At 69.7% G+C, this 16,171-nt stretch carries 15 protein-coding genes; 4 read left to right on the top strand and 11 right to left on the bottom strand.

Features of this window, described 5'->3' with window-relative positions; translation table 11 throughout:
* Positions 1-242 precede the first annotated feature (242 nt).
* The 6 genes from JOM49_RS21685 to JOM49_RS21660 form a co-directional block, all read right to left on the bottom strand.
* Positions 243-842 carry a hypothetical protein gene (locus tag JOM49_RS21685; protein WP_209666086.1) on the bottom strand — a complete coding sequence of 200 codons (600 nt, stop codon included), beginning with the start codon at positions 840-842 and terminating at the stop codon, positions 243-245.
* Positions 839-2,470: a VWA domain-containing protein gene (locus JOM49_RS21680; protein ID WP_209666085.1), complete on the bottom strand. Its 1,632-nt coding sequence runs from the start codon at positions 2,468-2,470 to the stop codon at positions 839-841. The genes JOM49_RS21685 and JOM49_RS21680 overlap by 4 nt, the downstream gene beginning before the upstream one ends.
* Positions 2,470-3,642, bottom strand: a complete 1,173-nt coding sequence (locus JOM49_RS21675; protein ID WP_209666084.1) for a toxic anion resistance protein — start codon at positions 3,640-3,642, stop codon at positions 2,470-2,472. Before JOM49_RS21675 ends, JOM49_RS21680 begins: the two co-directional genes overlap by 1 nt.
* Positions 3,643-4,737 carry a hypothetical protein gene (locus JOM49_RS21670; RefSeq protein ID WP_209666083.1) on the bottom strand — a complete coding sequence of 365 codons (1,095 nt, stop codon included), beginning with the start codon at positions 4,735-4,737 and terminating at the stop codon, positions 3,643-3,645.
* A gap of 132 nt (positions 4,738-4,869) precedes the next feature.
* Complete coding sequence (locus tag JOM49_RS21665) at positions 4,870-5,226, bottom strand: hypothetical protein (RefSeq protein ID WP_209666082.1); 357 nt, start codon at positions 5,224-5,226, stop codon at positions 4,870-4,872.
* A complete protein-coding gene (locus tag JOM49_RS21660; RefSeq protein ID WP_209666081.1) occupies positions 5,226-5,468 on the bottom strand; it encodes a hypothetical protein in 243 nt (80 codons plus the stop codon). The genes JOM49_RS21665 and JOM49_RS21660 overlap by 1 nt, the downstream gene beginning before the upstream one ends.
* Positions 5,469-6,057: 589 nt before the next feature.
* Here JOM49_RS21660 and JOM49_RS21655 point away from each other — a divergent pair.
* Positions 6,058-6,450, top strand: a complete 393-nt coding sequence (locus JOM49_RS21655; protein WP_209666080.1) for a DUF4260 family protein — start codon at positions 6,058-6,060, stop codon at positions 6,448-6,450.
* A complete protein-coding gene (locus tag JOM49_RS21650) occupies positions 6,443-6,979 on the top strand; it encodes a TetR/AcrR family transcriptional regulator (protein WP_308158828.1) in 537 nt (178 codons plus the stop codon). The genes JOM49_RS21655 and JOM49_RS21650 overlap by 8 nt, the downstream gene beginning before the upstream one ends.
* Positions 6,980-7,280: 301 nt before the next feature.
* On the opposite strand, the gene JOM49_RS21645 is transcribed toward JOM49_RS21650, so the two are convergent.
* From JOM49_RS21645 to JOM49_RS21630, 4 genes are all read right to left on the bottom strand, one after another.
* Entirely contained in the window at positions 7,281-7,448 is a 168-nt protein-coding gene (locus tag JOM49_RS21645; RefSeq protein WP_209666079.1) for a hypothetical protein, read from the bottom strand.
* A complete protein-coding gene (locus JOM49_RS21640) occupies positions 7,442-7,717 on the bottom strand; it encodes a hypothetical protein (RefSeq protein ID WP_209666078.1) in 276 nt (91 codons plus the stop codon). The genes JOM49_RS21645 and JOM49_RS21640 overlap by 7 nt, the downstream gene beginning before the upstream one ends.
* 153 nt (positions 7,718-7,870) lie before the next feature.
* Positions 7,871-9,442, bottom strand: a complete 1,572-nt coding sequence (locus JOM49_RS21635) for a tachylectin-related carbohydrate-binding protein (RefSeq protein WP_209666077.1) — start codon at positions 9,440-9,442, stop codon at positions 7,871-7,873.
* Positions 9,443-9,477: 35 nt separating this feature from the next.
* Entirely contained in the window at positions 9,478-13,035 is a 3,558-nt protein-coding gene (locus JOM49_RS21630) for an ALF repeat-containing protein (RefSeq protein ID WP_209666076.1), read from the bottom strand.
* A 231-nt stretch (positions 13,036-13,266) separates the two neighbouring features.
* Between JOM49_RS21630 and JOM49_RS21625 the strand changes: the two genes are divergently transcribed.
* The gene (locus tag JOM49_RS21625; RefSeq protein ID WP_209666075.1) at positions 13,267-13,806 is read left to right on the top strand and encodes a hypothetical protein; all 540 of its coding nucleotides are present in this window, start codon (positions 13,267-13,269) and stop codon (positions 13,804-13,806) included.
* Between the two features lie 636 nt (positions 13,807-14,442).
* Positions 14,443-15,249, top strand: a complete 807-nt coding sequence (locus tag JOM49_RS21620) for a DUF6159 family protein (RefSeq protein ID WP_209666074.1) — start codon at positions 14,443-14,445, stop codon at positions 15,247-15,249.
* Between the two features lie 274 nt (positions 15,250-15,523).
* Here the strand turns inward: JOM49_RS21620 and JOM49_RS21615 are convergent, their stop codons facing one another.
* A complete protein-coding gene (locus JOM49_RS21615; RefSeq protein ID WP_209666073.1) occupies positions 15,524-15,883 on the bottom strand; it encodes a DUF3224 domain-containing protein in 360 nt (119 codons plus the stop codon).
* Between the last annotated feature and the right edge of the window lie 288 nt (positions 15,884-16,171).

Genomic DNA, 16,171 nt, shown 5'->3' with positions numbered 1-16,171 from the left:
CCCGAGAGGGATGGTGGGCGGACGCGTTCGGCCCGTAGCGATCGTAGTACTGCCCCAGCAGCCCCGAGTGTTCTAGCACGTCGTCCGCCCATGCCCGGAGCTAAGGGGACTCGAACCCCACCCTCGGCGTCGCGCTCGCCGCCAGGGACCGGGAAACGCTGCGGCTGGCGGAAAACCTGGTCGTCTCGTCGAGCGCGGACCTCGGCCGGATGTTCGGCACGCGGACATGGACGCGGGCCCGATCATCCACCGGGCGACTCGTCCCGGTCGCGGAGGTAGCGGGTGTGATCGGCCTGCTGGTGCAGCTCGGCCGCGTAGAACCGCTCGGCGACCTTCTCGGCCCGGCCCAGCAGCAGGCTGAGCTGGGTACGCAGCTCGTCACCCGCGCTGTTCGCGGTGCCCGCCAGCCGTTTCGCCGACACCCACCACGGCAGGTTCAGATAGGTCTCCACCGACTGCGGCAGATCCACACGCGCCAGCGTGGTGACCGCGTGCAGCACATCGGGATTCACGCGCAGGTCGGCCGGGCGGGCGAACAGGCCGTCCAAAATCTCCGCGATCCGGCGGACCATCTCCACCGAGCCTTCGGGCATCCGGCCCGCCTGCTCGGAAACTCTACGCACCAAAGTTTCCAGCCCGGCCCGCAGCTGACCGGCCTCGGCGGCCACGTCGGGCACCAGGTGGACCTTCTCCGGTGGCGCGAGCAGCGCCCCCGCGGCGTACAGGCCCGCGACGACCAGCGGCCAGAACGAGCCGACCACCCCGGTCAGGTAGAGCACCAGCCCGAGCAGCCCGCCCGCGCAGCCGGCCAGGTTCTTCGTCGAGCCGAGATAACGGATCATTGGTACCCGCGGATTTCCTGGAAGACCTTGCCCAGATCGGTGTCACGCGCGTCGAACACCTTACCCCCGGTGAGCGACGCGACCCGGTTCAACTGGTCCACGTTGCCCTCGCCGAACAACACCGTGAACACCGGCACACCCCGCACGTTCTCGGGCATGCCGGGCAGCGCCGCCTCGAACGACGCGGCGTCCGAACCGTCGGTGTTCTCGCCGTCGGTCATCAGCACGATCGAGGTGAACCGGTTCGCGTCCTGGCTCACCAGCGGCGAAAGGACCTGGTAGCCTCGTTTCAAGCTGTCGTAGATCGCCGTGCCGCCGTCCGCGGCGAGCCCCTCGGCGAACGCCTTGACCTGGTCCAGCGCCGGCTGCGGATCCTGCTCCGGCACGGTGAACGTGCGTGGCTGCTCCGGCCCGGTGTCGAACGGGAGCATGGTGATCTCCTCCCGGCTGCGGAACTTCCGGTACCGCCCGGTCAGCGAACCATCGGCACCGGTCAGCCCGACCAGCGCCGACCGCAGCGCGGTGATGCGATCCCCCGCCATCGAACCCGAGGTGTCGAGCACGTACAACGTGCGGGACGGCCGCCGGATCTTGTCGAAATAGGCGGAAAGCAGCGCGTCGAAGGCTTCCTGGGTGGCCGGGAACGGCAGTTCCACCAGGCTCTGGCTGCCGAACTGCGGCCCGAGCGGCACCCCGGGCACCACCGGGCGGCGCTGCGTGGTCTCCATGATCCGGCGCTGTGCCTCCGGCGAGCGCAGGTGCTCGGTGAGCTTCTGGTACGCCGCGCGGGCGTCGTCGCCGGTGTTGTTCAGCAGGGTGAGCGGGTAGTCCGCGGTCACCACGCCGTCGCTGGGGTAGATCAGCGTCAGCGGTTCCGGGAGCTTGCCGCCGGCGTTCATCGACAGCAGCACCGATTCGTAGTTGATCAGGCCGTCGACCTTGGCACCGGGTTCCTGTCCGATGGCCCGCCGCTGGTAGGCCTCGGACAGCCAGCCCGACGAGCCCGCCGACAGCGCCTGCGCGGTGAAGAACTCGGTCAGCGCCGGGGTCACCGCGCCGATCTGCCCGGCATCGATCGCACTGCCGGTGCCCGCCAGTGCGGAGGCCACGCCGACCAGCGCGGAGAAACCGGAGTTCGAAGCCGACGGATCGGTCATCCCGTAGGTGAACGCCTGGTTGCCCGCCTGCTCGGCGATCTCGGCCCAGCTGACCGGCCTGCCCGCCCAGCCGAGACGCCGCGCCGCGGAGGTGGACAGGCCAAGCACCACCGGCGAACTCATGATCTTGGTCTGGTTGCCCAGCCTGCCCGCCGCGCCGGGAATGCCCTGCGGGTAACGGTTCGAGGAGAACCAGAGCGCGTCGTACTTGCCGTCGGCGCCACCGTTCGCGAGTAGTTCGGTGCCCTCCAGGGTGCCGGTGAAGCTGAAGTTCACCGTGACCCCGGTGGCCTTCGCCGCCTCCTCGAGTACCGGGTTCAGGTCCTCGAGTTCACTGCCCGCGAGCACACGCAGGGTCCCCGGCTGGGGCGGCCCGGCCGGGTGCTCCGGATCGGCACCCTGACCCGTGTCGCAGGCGGCGAGCGTCGCGGCGCACGCCACCGCGACGGCGAACGCGATCAGTTTCCTCATCAGGCTCCCTCGCCTCGCCTGTCCGGTGCCGCTTCGTGCGACCGGCGCAGGTAGTCCTCGGCACGGCGGATCTCACCCGAGAGCGACTCGACCGTGCTCGCCATCGTGCGGACCGCGTCCGCCTTGAAGGTGTCGATCGCGTCGATGGAGGCGTAGATCCGGTCGAAGGACAGCCGCAGCGTCTCGACGCCGACCGCCGGATCACTGCTCGCCTTGCGGACCTCTTCGCTCTGCATCGCGAGCAGTTCACTGTTCGCCCGGATCAGCCCGTCCGTGGTCGCGCGCACCGCGTCGACTTCGTCGAGCATGTCCCGCTGCCCGGCCAGCGCCGCGCTGACCAGCAACGCCACCCGCAGCGCGGACACGGTGGTCGACACCGCGCGCTCGACCCCGCGGATCAGCTCGTCGTTGGTCCGGCGGATCAGGTCCAGCGCGAGATAGCCCTGCGCGCTGACCGCGAGCTGGGTGAGCAGATCCTGGTGCCGTTGCCGGATCGGGTGCAGTACGTCGGCCCGCAACGCGTTGGCGTGCGCCGGATCGGTGAGGTCGAAGATCCCGGCCTGGCGGTCGATCGCGGCGTCCACGGCCTCGGCGAAGGCGGCCGCCTCGGCCAGCTTGCCCATGGTCTGCCACAGGCGTTCCCGCTCGCCCTGGAGCACGGCGTTGTCCCGCCGCAGCACGTCCTGACGGGCACGCAGGTCCAGCACGAGTGCGTTGACCGGCTCGTTCGCCGCCCGGTACCGGTCCAGCGCCTTCTTGGCCGCACCCGCGATCGGGATCATGCCGAGCAGTTTCCGCCCGGTGATCGGGAGTTTCGCCGGATCCAGTTCGGCGACGGTACGGCGGAGCCCGGACAGGCTCACGGTCACCTGCTGCTGCGGGGAAGCGATGTCGCCACGCGTTCCCGACAGCGCGCGGGCGGACCGGTCCAGCAGCGCGCCGGCGACGGTGGCCGCGGCCCGCATGTCGGCTTCGCCCACCGCGAGCAGCTCGTCGAGCACCGCGGTGAACTGCGGCGATCGGACGTCCAGCGCTTGCAGGCGTTCGGCGAAGTGCTCGGCGCGCCGCTGGGCGGCGGCCCGGGTGCCATCGTCCAACGTGATCAGTCCGGCGGCCCGCTCGGCGGGCACCGCGGCCACCGGTTCCGGTGGCGTGAGTTCGAAGGCGTCCATCTAGTACTGCTTCTGGACCGCGTCGAGCATCCGCTCGAGCGTTTCGAACGACGGTGGTTCCACGGTGTCGACCAGATCGCCGGGCACCGGCGCCCTCGCCGCGGCGGTCACCTCGCCGAACAGGCGCGGATCGTTGGTGCGGAAACCGAAGGTGGCCGCCAGCCTGCCCAGTTCCGGATCGGTGGTCAGCAAGTGACCGACCCGATCCCCGTGGGGGGACAATGGAACCAGCGTGTGCTTTGAGTACACCGTCGGCGCGGTGTAGAGCAGCCGCATGTCGGGCCGGATCGAGCCGTCTGCGCGGACCAGCCGGTCCACGAACTGCGACTCGTAGATCAGCACCATCGGCGTTTTGCCCATGCCGGCGGCCAGGTAGTCCTCGAACGGGCCCTCGGTGCTGTTCTGCGTGTAACCCTGGTCGAGGAACAGCTTCGACAGCTCCGGCAGCACCTTCGCCTCGGCCTCCGGCGAGTTGACCACGGTGTTCCCGTTGGCCACGAAGGAAACGATCGACAGGTACATCGCGGCCGAATTGGACTCGCGGGGGTCGGTGGTGGTCAGCAGCACGTTCTTGCGCGCGGGGAAGGCGGTGTTGCCGGGCAACTGGTCCCAGCGGGTACCCGCGCGGGTGATCTCGAGGTACTTCGCGATGTCGAGCACCTGGTAGTCGCCCGCGCCCTGGCGCACCACACCGTTCGCGGCGAGCAGCGAGACGATCGGCTCGAAGGTCGCGACGGCCATCGGCGACTGGAACGGCGTGTACACCCCGGTGACCGAGCGGTCACGCTGGATGCGTTGCGCTGCCGGGGAAGAGGACGGGAAGGCGAACTCGTAGCCGCCCAGGTCCACGCTCGTCGCGAGCTGCCGCGAACCGGCTGTGTCGACTTCCACCTTGAGTCCGTGCTTGGCGAAGGCGTCGACCACTCGCTGATCGGAGAAGAAGGCGAGCTTCTCCGAGCCGATCACTCCTTTGACCGTGGTCGTTTCGCCCGCCCGCGTGCCTGTCCCGGCCTCGTCCGGCCCGCCGAACACGATCACGCCTGCCACAGCCAGGACCAGTACCATCGCGGCGGCGATGGACAACCGGCGTTTCACTCGTTGCGTCTCCCCAGGTCGTTCCCCCGTGCGGACGATCCTTCATCGCCCGTGACTCGTTTGACGCGCGGGCGGGCCATCGGGAGGTGAACGCTTGATGAACGAACGGTGCCGCTGTTGCCGGGCACCGAACTACGAGTGACTTTCGTCCGGTTCCACCCATTCCGGCACGCGTTTGTCCCGGTCCAGAATCAGCTCCGTCTGGCCGGGCTTACGGGTGAGAACGGTTTCCTCGATGTGCACGGAAAGAAGGTTGAATGCGCCGGCTTCCCGATCGGTATCCGGCCACAGCGACGCCGCATCGTCGTGCAGGAGAGAAAGGTGCCGTTCAAGTGTGTCCTCGTCGACGGCGAGCCAAACCGGCGGATCCAGCTTTTCCTCCCGCCACGCCGAGATGACGACGCCGCCCTCTTCGGGGTGATAGGCGGCTTGTCCGCCGACCAGGTTCAGCCGGCGGACAAGCTCCCCGAGAAAATTCGGCTCCCGCATCAACACACGCCCGCCGGCAGGCTGCTCGACTTCGGGAACGAGGTGATGATCTTGCCGTCCCGCAGGGCGACGACGTTCTGCGAGCAGTACTTGGCCTTCACGTTCCCCTCCGAATCCGCGATCCAGAAGGCCCCCTGGTAGAGGAAGGTGTCGTTGCCAGAGCGGTGATCCACTCGCTGCGGGTAGTCGAGACCGTGCTCCAGCGCGAAGTCGGCCATGTCCCGCCAGTTCCATCCGACCATGAAGGCGATGTTCTCCCAGTCCGTGATGTGCCGGTGCTTGATGTGACGATAGCCGTATCCAGCAGTGCCGCACCGCAAGTCCGAGATCTGCCGGCCCGGCCCCCGCAGGGCTGACCCGAATCGCCTGACCAGCTTGTTGTCCGGATCCGAAAGGCCGCACGCGGCCCACACACGACCTCAGGCCGAATGGGCATAGCCGCACCCGACGACGTGTGGAGCGTGTAGCCACTGGATCCTGCCCATTCGCGGCCGACGCGGAGCTTGGCGCGGCAAAAACCCCAATCGCCACAAAAGCGCCGGCGAGCGCAACACCAAGGCGTGCGAGAAATGATCGGTAATTCATGATTCCCCTCTGGTTTGCTATCCCCAAAGCCTCCCGTAGGGACCATGCCACGAGGCAACGCGACCAGAAAATAAAGATTCACCAATTCATTCAAATAGAGGAAACCTTCCACTCATCGACACGGCAGCCCGGACCAGCGGCCGCGCGGCGCACGTACGACGAAGCCGGGCCCAGGCGGGCACTTGACGGCTAACGTTGTTAGCCGTAGCGTGAAGCTAACAACGTTAGCCAACCCTGGGGGTTCCGATGTCCCACGTTCTCGCACCCGGCCGTCCGGTGGTCCAGCGCGTCGCCTGGGGTGTTCTTGCCTTGTTCCTGCTGGCCTTCCTCGTGTTCGAGGTGGTCAAGCACGGCGGCGATACGCTGGCCACCGCACTGGTCCTTCTCATCGCGCCCGACCTGACGATGTTCATCGGCGCCGGCGAGGGCGGAAACGGCAGGCTCTCCCCCAAGGCCGTGCCGTTCTACAACGCCATGCACCGGCCGTGGATCCCGCTGGCGATCTTGTTCGGCTACAGCGTCTCCGACTTGAACTGGGTGCCGCTGTTCACGGCCGGACTGGCCTGGCTGCTGCACGTTTCCTTGGATCGCGCCTTCGGTTACGGCCTGCGTGACCGCGACGGGAGCCGTCGTGCCTGACCGGATCGAACAGATCGTCGAAGCGGCGCGGGCTCTGATCGAGGAAGGCGGCTCCCAGGCCCTGACCATGCGCGCGATCGCCGACCGGCTGGGTATCCGGGCGCCGTCGTTGTACAAGCACTTCCCGGACAAACTCGCCGTCGAAGCCGGGGTCATCGCCATCGCGATGAACGAGCTGGCCGCCGAACTGGCCAAGGCGGAGTCGTTGACCGAACTCGCGGCGGCCTACCGGGCGTACGCGCTCGAGCACCCGCACCTCTACCGGCTGATGAATTCCGGCCCGCTCCCCCGGCACCTGCTGCCCGCCGGAGTGGAGGACCGCGCCGCCCTCCCCCTCGTGCGCGTGGCAGGCAACGAAGACCTCGCCCGCGCGATCTGGGCGTTCGCACACGGCATGGTCATCCTGGAACTCGACGGCAGGTTCCCGCCCGGAGCCGATCTGGGCAGCGCCTGGCGCACCGGATTGAGCGCGTTCGGTTTCGCTGACACGGCAGCGAAAACCCGCCCCGGCGGGTCGCGGACACGGTGAACGCACGCACCGCGGCTTGAGATGGTGAGGCGGTGGACACGACCGAAACCCTGGGTGCCTTGGCACATCCGGGCGGCTTGCTGGTGCGTCGACCCGAACTGACCGTGGGCATCGTGCGTGTCGTGTCCAGGCTCTCGGCCTTGGTCATCGAACTACTGGCCCGCCGTCCGCTGGATCGCCGCAGTGCGGCCGAACGGCAGCGCGACATCCGCGACGGACTCTCGAGCCCGCCGGAAGTCGCGTCCCGCCAGTTGCCGCCCGCGTCTGACGAAGGCATGCACCAGCGCGCCGGCTGGCTTGATCACACCGGCCGCGCACACTGGGAATTCGCCACGTCCTCCTCGTCGAGCAGCAGCAGCACGTCCGGTCCCACCCACCGGCCCGTGTTCCGGTTTCCACCGGCGTTCGACCGGATGTCGCTCGTGCTCGCCTGGCCGGAGATCGGCTTCCCGGAAACCGTCGTCACCATGCCACTACCCGGAGTTCACCCTGAACCGCCCGCACGACGACCTGCCCGACCTGATCGTGGCCTCGGCGACCGTCTTCGTCGAGGCGATCTCCGAGCGGAGCTTGCCGGTCCGGTCGTAGTACATGACCTGCCAGCGGCCCGGCGGCTTCCTGCCCTTGTCCTTCGCCCGCCCGACCGCCGCCCGGTTCGGCGATTCCGGCGGCGAGTTCGGTTTCGGCGTCGGTGAGGTAGCCGGAACCTTCGAACCACCAGTTGTTGACCACGGTCACCCGGGCGTGGTCAAGGCCGAGGCGGAAGTCGGCTTGTGTGGCTGGATCGCATCTGTTGTTCCCGTGGTGCCGCCGGGCTTCGGGCGGCTGAGGTCATGAACGCCACCGCGCGAACCGGTGCCGGCCCGCGCGGTGGCGTTCGTGGTCGTCCGGTCAGCGCGTGCCGACGCAGACGTCGGGCTTCAGCGTGATCGAGTGGTCACCGCCCCAATGGGCGCCGGTGCCGACCACGCGGTGCGTGGCCCAGGTGTTGGTGTTCGGGTTGTACCGCGTCCACGCGATCTTCTGCGAAGTGGACGGCAGCAGCGTGCCGTAGATGACGTCGCCGCCCGGTGAGACGAGTTGGGCGTAGCCGCTCCAGTTGCCCGGGGTCACCTGCTCGCGCTGCACCCACGCCTGGGTGGCGTGGTCGTAGTGGAAGCGGATGAGCGCCCCTGCGGTGGTGCGGGCATAGAGCACACCGTCACCGGCGGCGGTGATGGAGTTGAACCGGCCCCAACCGGTGTCGAGCACCGCTCCGGCGTCGTTCTGCCAGCGCTTGGCCGCGGTGTCCCAGACGAACAGGCGCAGGTCACCGTTGGGGTCGATGCGGTAGATCCGGCCCTTCTCGTCCACGGTGAGCTTGTCGCGGTTGGCCGCGGACAGGTAGTGGCCCCAGCCGGTCCCGACCCGCTCACCACCGGTGAATTCCCAGCTCGGCACGGTCCACAAGCGCAGGTCGCCGTCGTTGAACGGGTCGGTGGCGCCGGTCTTCTGGTGCACCGACCAGGCGACGGCAGGCCCGGCCTTGAGCGTGCCGGGCACCGAGAACCCGTACGTCCCGAGCGAGGGCCAATAGTCGACGCCGTCGAGTGCCGGGATCAAGGTGCTGTTGGGCGAGCTGTTGTTTTCGGTGTACTTCACCGCGCCCGCTTTGGTGGCGTAGAACCTGGTGAACCTCGAGCACTCGAGGAACTGGTCGGGGTTGTGCTGGCCGAACCAGTCGAGCAGGTCGTCCACCCGGGTCTCCACGGAACCGCCGCGGGTCTCCGACGAGCCGAAGCAGCCCTTCTGCCAGGACGTGCTGTGCACGCCGGCCAGTTCGGGCGCCCACTGGTCGCCCCGGTAGGCGGGGCCACCGGCGTCACCGCGGCAGGTGTCCGACGCGCCCGAGACGGTGAACGTGGTGCCCGTGACCGAGGAGACCGCGGTGTCGGCGAGGTGCTGCTTCAGCGGCACCCAGTCGGTGGCGGTCCGGCCGAACCCGGCGAGCTGCAGCGTCTCCGCCTGCTGCGGCGGCCGGGACGGCAGCCGCGCGCCGCCGAGCCCGACCCGCGTTTCGAGCCTGGCGAAGACCAGGTCGCGGTCCTCGCGCGGCTTCAGGTCGATGATCCGCTGGGTCAGCTTGTACGTCCCGCCACCGCCTTTCGCCTGTACCGCGCCGTACCAGAACTGGGCGGTGGTGGGCCTGCTCGGCGGTCCCGGGTTGATCCGGAAGCCCTGCGCGGGGTTCTCGGCGAAGCAGCTGGCGGCGGTGACGAGCCACTGGTCGGACACGAGTGTGCCGGAACAGGAGCGGAAGTTGTCGCCGATGGTGATGCGTGCGGTGTGCCAGTACGCCTCGCCGTAGTCGCCGGTGGGCGTGCCGTTGGTGACCGCGGCGGCCGGTGCGGCCAGCAGCGCCGCGATCGCGGCCGAGGCGGCCAGCGCCGCCACCGACCGTCTCGCGTATCTCTTGGTTCTCATGGTTTCCATTCCCCAGTCGTGTGGCCGGTCGGGACCTAGGCGGGCTGGCCGTTGATCCAGGTGTGTGAGCGGTGGCCCACCAGGGGCGCGCTGGCCAAGCCCTGCAACGGGGCCATGCTGTCCGTGCCGAGGTTGCGCGGGGCTTCGTTCTTCCAGTACTGGACCACCTCGAAGTCGGGGTAGTCGTCACCCCCGATGTGGCTCCTGGTGCCGACCTGCTCGTCGATCTTGACCTCGACCCGGCCGTTGACCTGGAACAGCGGCAGCAACCCGTTGAGCCCGGTGTAGTCCGCGGCCAGGTAGCCGTTCTGCTGGATGCGCACCCGCAGGTCGTTGTCCCCGCCGGGGCTGATCGGGTGGGCGGGGTAGACCCGGTCGGGTACGCGTACCGCGCCACCCGGCGACCAGATGTAGCCGCCTTCCTTGGTGGACTTGGTGACGGTGTAGCTGACCTTGCCGGTGTCGGTGTCCCAGGCCGCGATGATGCGCGCCGAGGCTCCCGGGTCCATCGAGAAGCCGCGGTTGTCGCCGTCGAGCAGGCCGAAGGCCGCGTCGTCGGAGTGGATGAAGAACCGCATCATGATGATCCCGCGGCCGGGCATCTTGGCGCTGGTGTCGTACACCTGGCGCCTGTCATCGGCCGGGACACCGCCGAAGAAGTTGCGCATCGCCGCGTCGTAGTTGGGGTCGTTGGGCCGCGGGGGCTGCCCCGGCGACGGTTCGGGCTTGCGGGCGTCGTCCTCGGCCCGCCTGCGGGCTTCTTCCTCCTGTCGCTTGAGTTCGGCCGCCCGGTCGGCGGCTTCACGGGCCAGCCTGGCCGCTTCGGCGGCGGACCTGCCCGCCGCCAGCGCGTCCGCCCGGGCGCGGTCGGCGGCTTCCTTGGCGGCGTTCGCCGAACCGGTGGCCTTGTTCGCCGAGTCCTGGGCGCTGATCACCGACTGCTGGGCCTGGCCGGCGCTGCGGTGCGCGGCCGCTTCGGCTTCGCGGGCCAGCTGGGCGGACCGGGCGGCGTCGGCCGCCGAGCGCTCCGCCTGGTCCGCGGAGGCCGCCGCCTGAGCCGCGTACTCACCCGCGCGGATCCGGGAGGCCTCCGCGTCGTTCGCGTACTGCGCGGCCTGGTCCGCCGCCTGGCGGGCGGTCGCGGCGTAGCTGAGCGCGAGGAACGCGTTCTGCCGGGCCCCGGCCGCCGACCTCGACGCGGCGGCCAGGTAACCACCGATCTCGGCCACGTGGGCCGCGGTGTCCGCGTCCCGCTGCTGGGCCTGGTGCAGTCCGACGGTGACGAAGGTGCGCACGTAGGTGTCCGGACCGGACAACGCCGCCTGCGCCGAGGCCTTCACCTCGGGGCCGCCGGTGTTGAGCGCCTGCCCGACCAGCACGGCGTCGTCGGCACGCCGGGCGGTGTGCTGCCCGACCGCGAGGAACTCGCGCACCTGCTCGATCGTGCCGCTCAACGCCCGCTGGGCACCCGCGCGCACCCCCGGCCCGCCTTCGTTCATGATCCGGGCCAGCTCGATGCGGTCGTCGTCGTCCTTGCCGGGGTAGTACCGGGTGCGCAGGAACTGCTTGACCTGGTCGTGGCTCGCGGTCAGCACACCCAGCGCGGCGGTGCGCTGCGCCGGTTTGGCCGCGGAGTCGGCGATGGTGCCCACGCTGGCCCGGTCGTCCCGCTCGGTGGCCGTGGCCAGCGCGGAGCGCACGAACTCGGTGACATCGGTTTCGGTGCCGGTCAGGGCGAACTCCGCGGCGTCCTGCACCCAGGGACCACCGGTCTTGGCCAGCCGCGCGGCCACCTTCCGGCCGTTCGAGACCACCAGCGCCGGGGCGGCCGCCGGATCCCTCGCCTGGTCCAGCAGGCGCTGGGCCTCGGCGTCCAGTCTGGCCTGCTGCCCCGCCTCCCAGGCCGCGGCCGCGGCGCGATCGGCTTCCGCCTGCTTCGCCGTCCGCGCCTCGCGCACCTGCTTGTTCTGCTGGACGAGCAGCCGCTCGGAGTCGGCCTTGCGGGCCACGGCGCTGACCTTGTTCGCCGTGGTGACCGCACCTTCGGCCTGGTCGGCGGCGAGGTCGGCCGCGTCCGCCGCGGCCTGCGCCTTGTCCGCCTGCCCGGCGGACTCGCCGGCGTGCAGGTAGGCCTGGTATGCCGCGTCACCGGCGGCGGCGGCGTGCTGGGCCGCCTGGTTCGCCGCGTCGCGCGACTCCGCCGCCGCGGCCGCCGCCTCCTGCGCGATGGCCTTGGCCACGTTCGCCGCCCGGGTCGCCTCCGCGGCCGCCTGCTTGGCCCGTTCCCCGGCGCGCCTGGCCTCCTCGGCGCTGGCTCCGGCCTGCTGGGCGTAGTTCCCGGCCTGCAGCGCCGCATCCGCCGCCGCGGTGGCGTTGGCCGCCGCCGATCCGGCCGCCTGTGCCGCGGTGGCCGCCGCGTTCGCCGCGGTCACCGCCGCATCCGCCGCCTGCGCCGCCACCCGCGCGTCCTGCGCGACCCGGTGCGCTTCCACCGACGCCTGCCGCGCGGCCTCGGCGTGCTGCCGGTCACCGGCCGCGGCCTGTGCCGCCTTCCGCGCCTTGGCCGCGGTCTGGCTGGCCAGCGACGCCGCTTGCGACGCCTGTCCCGCCGCGTTGGCCGCCACCCTGGCCGCGTCGTTCGCGGCCCGGGAAGCTTCCCCGGCCACCTGCGCGGCCTGAGCGGCGCGCCCGGCGGCATCGGCCGCCCGCCCGGCGGCGTTGCCCGCCTTGATCGCGGAATCCTGTGCCGCCTGCGCTTCGCGCGCCGCGGTCTCGCCGGCCTCCTTGGCCAGCCTCGCCGCCTCGATGGCCTTGCCGGAGGCTTCCCTGGCCACCTCGGTCTGCTGTGCGGCCTGGGTTCCGGCTTCCTTGGCCAGATCCGCCAGTTGCGCCACGGAGAGCGTTTCGTGATCGCGTGCCGCCGCGACGAGGTAGCCGTCGAGCAGGAACGCCCGCACGTCCTCGATCGAGCCGTTGAGCGCGGCCTGCGCCGCCCGGTTCACCGCCGGGCCGCCGGTGTTCATGATCTGCCCGACCCGCACCCGGTCGTCGTCGTCCTTGGCGGTCTGGCGGCCGGTGCCGAGAAAGGTCATCAGCTGCTGGACCGTGCCGCTGAGCGCGCGCTGCGCCGCCGCCTTCACCCCGGGACCACCGGTGTTGACCAGCTGCGCGATCTGCACGCGCATGTCGTCCTCCCACGGGCGTTGCCACCCGGAGGCGATGAAGGTCCGCAGGGTCTCCGCCGAACCGCCGAGCGCGGTCTGCGCGGCCCGGCGCACGCCGGGCCCGCCTTCGGCGAGCATCTGCCCGACGCGCGCCCGCAGGTCGTGTTCCTCGGCCACGCCGAACCCGGTGGCCAGGAACACGCGCACGTCCTCGTCGGTGCCCGCGAGCGCGGTCTCCGCCGCCCTCGCCACGCCGGGACCACCGGCCTTCAGGATCGAAAACGCCACCGCGCGATCGGTCAGCGCGCTCTGCGCCGACGGTGGCTGGGCTGAGGTGGCCTGCGCGGGGGCCACCAGGAGGGACAGGGCGGTCATCGCCGCCAGCGGCAGCGCCAGCACCCGTCTCGGTAATCGTCTCGGTCTCGCCATCTCGATCCTCTCCTGGACGGCACGATGTGCAAGAAATGTCAGAGAATTGAAAAGAAATCAGCTCGGCGGTCCCGCCCCCGTGCGGGGCGGGGTCAGCCGCCGAGCAATTCGAAAGTATCAGCAGACCAAGTACCGGCAATCGGCCGAATGGCTTATCGCCAGTTCGGCTGCGGTGATGGCATTCTGGCCGTTGTTCGAATCTCTTCCCCGCTTATGCCGAAGGAAACGACCATGCCCTCATCGAAGCTGCCCTCGGGCGCCAAAGTCGCGCTGACCGCCCTGCTGGCAGGGGCCGCGGTGGCAGGGGCCACCGGTCTCGCCGGTGCCACCGGTCTCGCCGGTGCCGCGGACGGGACCGGAACCCCAGCGCCCCTGGAGATGGCGGCCGCCCCTGCCGCCGACGCGCCCTCGCACCTGGTCGAGGACTTCCTCCACCCCGGAGCCGAAGAGATCCTGGCCGAGCGGGGCATCGTCGTCGGCCGTGGTGACGGGCACATCACGCTGGCCGACTGCGGGGAGAACACGCTCATCCAGCTCAGAAGCCGGGTGGCGGGCGACGTCTGCTTCCGCGCGGCCGGCAAGGTCGGCTACCTCAGCATGCAGGTCCCGAGCGTCTACCTGATCTACGGCGGCGACAAGAACCTCAGCGCGAAGCTCACCGCGGCCAACGGCCAGTCCAAGACCTACGACGTCGCCGCCGGGCTCTGGAAGCCGGTCGGGGAAAGCGACACCGGGGTGGAGGCCGCGCTGATGGAGTTGCGCATTGTCTGAAGTTTCCGCCACCAGGGGAACGATCGGAAATTTGACGAAGATTTGTAGCGGGAAAGGTCGGACCGGCAACCATGGTCCCGAGCCACAGGAAAGGCGGCGAGCAACAGGAAAACAATTTTCCGAGAAGTGCCGGCTGTGGTGAACGCCGGGAACGGGAACGGCCGCCGCGCACTTGCCCTCACCCTGGGCGTGAGCGGCCTTTCGGCGGCGATCCGGTTGCGGCGCGTCGGCTGAGAGCCGGTGCTGGTACTTCCTGGGCTCGACGCGCCGCTCCCCTGGCCCCGGACGCCACGCCAACTGACCTCAGAGTAGCCACCGCGCCGGGGTCGTCAGCGCCAAGCCAAGACCGCGACCAGGCTGGCCTTATGCCGTGCGGCATCTGACAGCCGAGCACCGATCGCGAAACGCCCCGGGCCGGGTTGAGCATCATGTCGAGGTCCTTGTCTCGGACGTCGGCGTGGTGGCCTCGTCGGGTTCCCAGCCGAAGAGGCTGCGCTGGTGGCTCCGTGATCGAGCTCGGCGTTTCAAGCAGGACTGAAGCCTGGACCCCCTGTGCGATGATGCGTCGCCGCGTTCACGCGCGCATCGGTCGTTCATGGGGGCTTCCGAATGGGCTACTGGTCCACGATCTCGTTGATGTTCAAGGCCTCTTGGCGGGTGCTGCGCACGCAGCCGCGCATCGCCGGGTTCCCGGTCCTGTCGGGCTTGACGGTCCTGCTCGTCGCCGCGGCGTTCCTGACGCCGGCGTTGTTCGCCGCCCAGCGGCCCGGCATGCTGGGCTGGGTGCTGCTCGCCGCCGGGTGCCTCCTGGCGATCACGATGGTCACCACCTTCTTCAAGGCCGCGCTGATCTCCCAGGCCGACGTCGCGCTGCGAGGCGAGCGCGCCCGGATCGGCTCGGGACTGGTGGCGGCGGGACGCCGCTGGCCCGGGCTGCTGGCCTGGTCGGTGCTGACGCTCACGGTGTCCGCTGTGCTGCGCGCGATCGAAGACCGGATGGACTTCGCCCTGCGCTTCCTGGGCGCCCTCGCCGACATCGGCTGGAACCTGATCGCCTACCTCGTGCTGCCCGTGCTCACGCTCGAAGGCATGAGGCTGCGGGACGCGCCGAAGCGCTCGGCCGAACTGCTGCGCCGGACGTGGGGCGAGAACATCGCCGGGTACGCGGGCCTGAGCCTGCTGGGAATGGTCGCCTCGGCCACCGGTGTCGCCGCCGTGATCGGCCTCGGCTCACTGATCGGCGGCCGCGCGACTCTGTACGTCTGTCTTCTGCTGTCGCTGGTCTGGGTGCTGCTCGTGGCTGTCGTGGTAGCCACCCTCAACGGGATCTACCAGACCGCGCTGTACCGCTTCGCCACCGGCGAAGCGTTCTCGGCCGCACTCGGTGACCTCGACCTCCGTGACTCCTTCTCCGGCACAGCGCGAGGGATGAGCACGCTCTGACCAGCGCCCCAGGAGTCGCGGTGACTTCTACAATCACCTGCACGACTGGCTGGCCAGCCCCGAAGAAGGCGCCCAGATCCTTATCGTGGATAACGCCCCGCCTCCTCTGCCGACGACGATATCGTCGTCCGCTTCTCGCGACGAGCTGACCAGCGCCGTACGGGTTGATCGAGGATGAGGTGGCCTGATCAGCTTAACGGCGTCGGCGGAGGTGTCTTCCGGATACGGCAGTACGAGTCCGACGCCGAGCGAGAGGGATCACCCCTCGTGACCATCACTCAGCAGGACCTGGAGACTCGACTTCGGCAGGCCGCGAACCCCGCAATTCTCGCGTTCCCGAGCCGGGAACGACGTCGATGCTCGCGGATCCGATAGAGGCGTCGCCGACCGCCGAATGGCGGAGCGCGAAGGCACAACCGCCTTCTTCGATTTCCGCCCGCACGCGTTCCATGCCCACGTACGCGACCAATCCGCCCGGCGTGCGGGTCTGCAAACGATTGGCCTTGACCGTGCCCTGCAGATCACCCTCGAAGGTTCTCTTGTTCCTGATGCGAAGCAGCCGAATGCCTTCCTGCTCGTCGTAGACGTCTTCCTCCCAGAGGTCCAGCACGAACCGCCCGGCCAGCACTTTCACCGCGATGTCGATCTCCCTTTCCGAGTGACGGCGTCGGCCACCACCGGGAAAACGATGATGCCCACGCCCGACTCGACACGCAACGATCCGGCCATGACAATCGCCGAACGAACGATATACAAGACGTTATCGATCCGGATGGCTTGGCATTGCCGGGGCCTTGCCGTGCACAGTCACCACTGGTGAGTGGTTGCTCACCAGCACCTTGCCCACGCGCAGTGGCGCCGGACCCGGCGCCGCTCCGATCGCCTCCGCCGGTGCGCCGATCCCCGGCTTCCGCCACCGCGG

This window comes from Amycolatopsis magusensis (assembly GCF_017875555.1).
GTDB classification, from domain to species: Bacteria; Actinomycetota; Actinomycetes; order Mycobacteriales; family Pseudonocardiaceae; genus Amycolatopsis; species Amycolatopsis magusensis.
The sequence above is the reverse complement of the archived record's forward strand: the minus strand, read 5'-3'. Positions and strand labels throughout refer to the sequence as shown.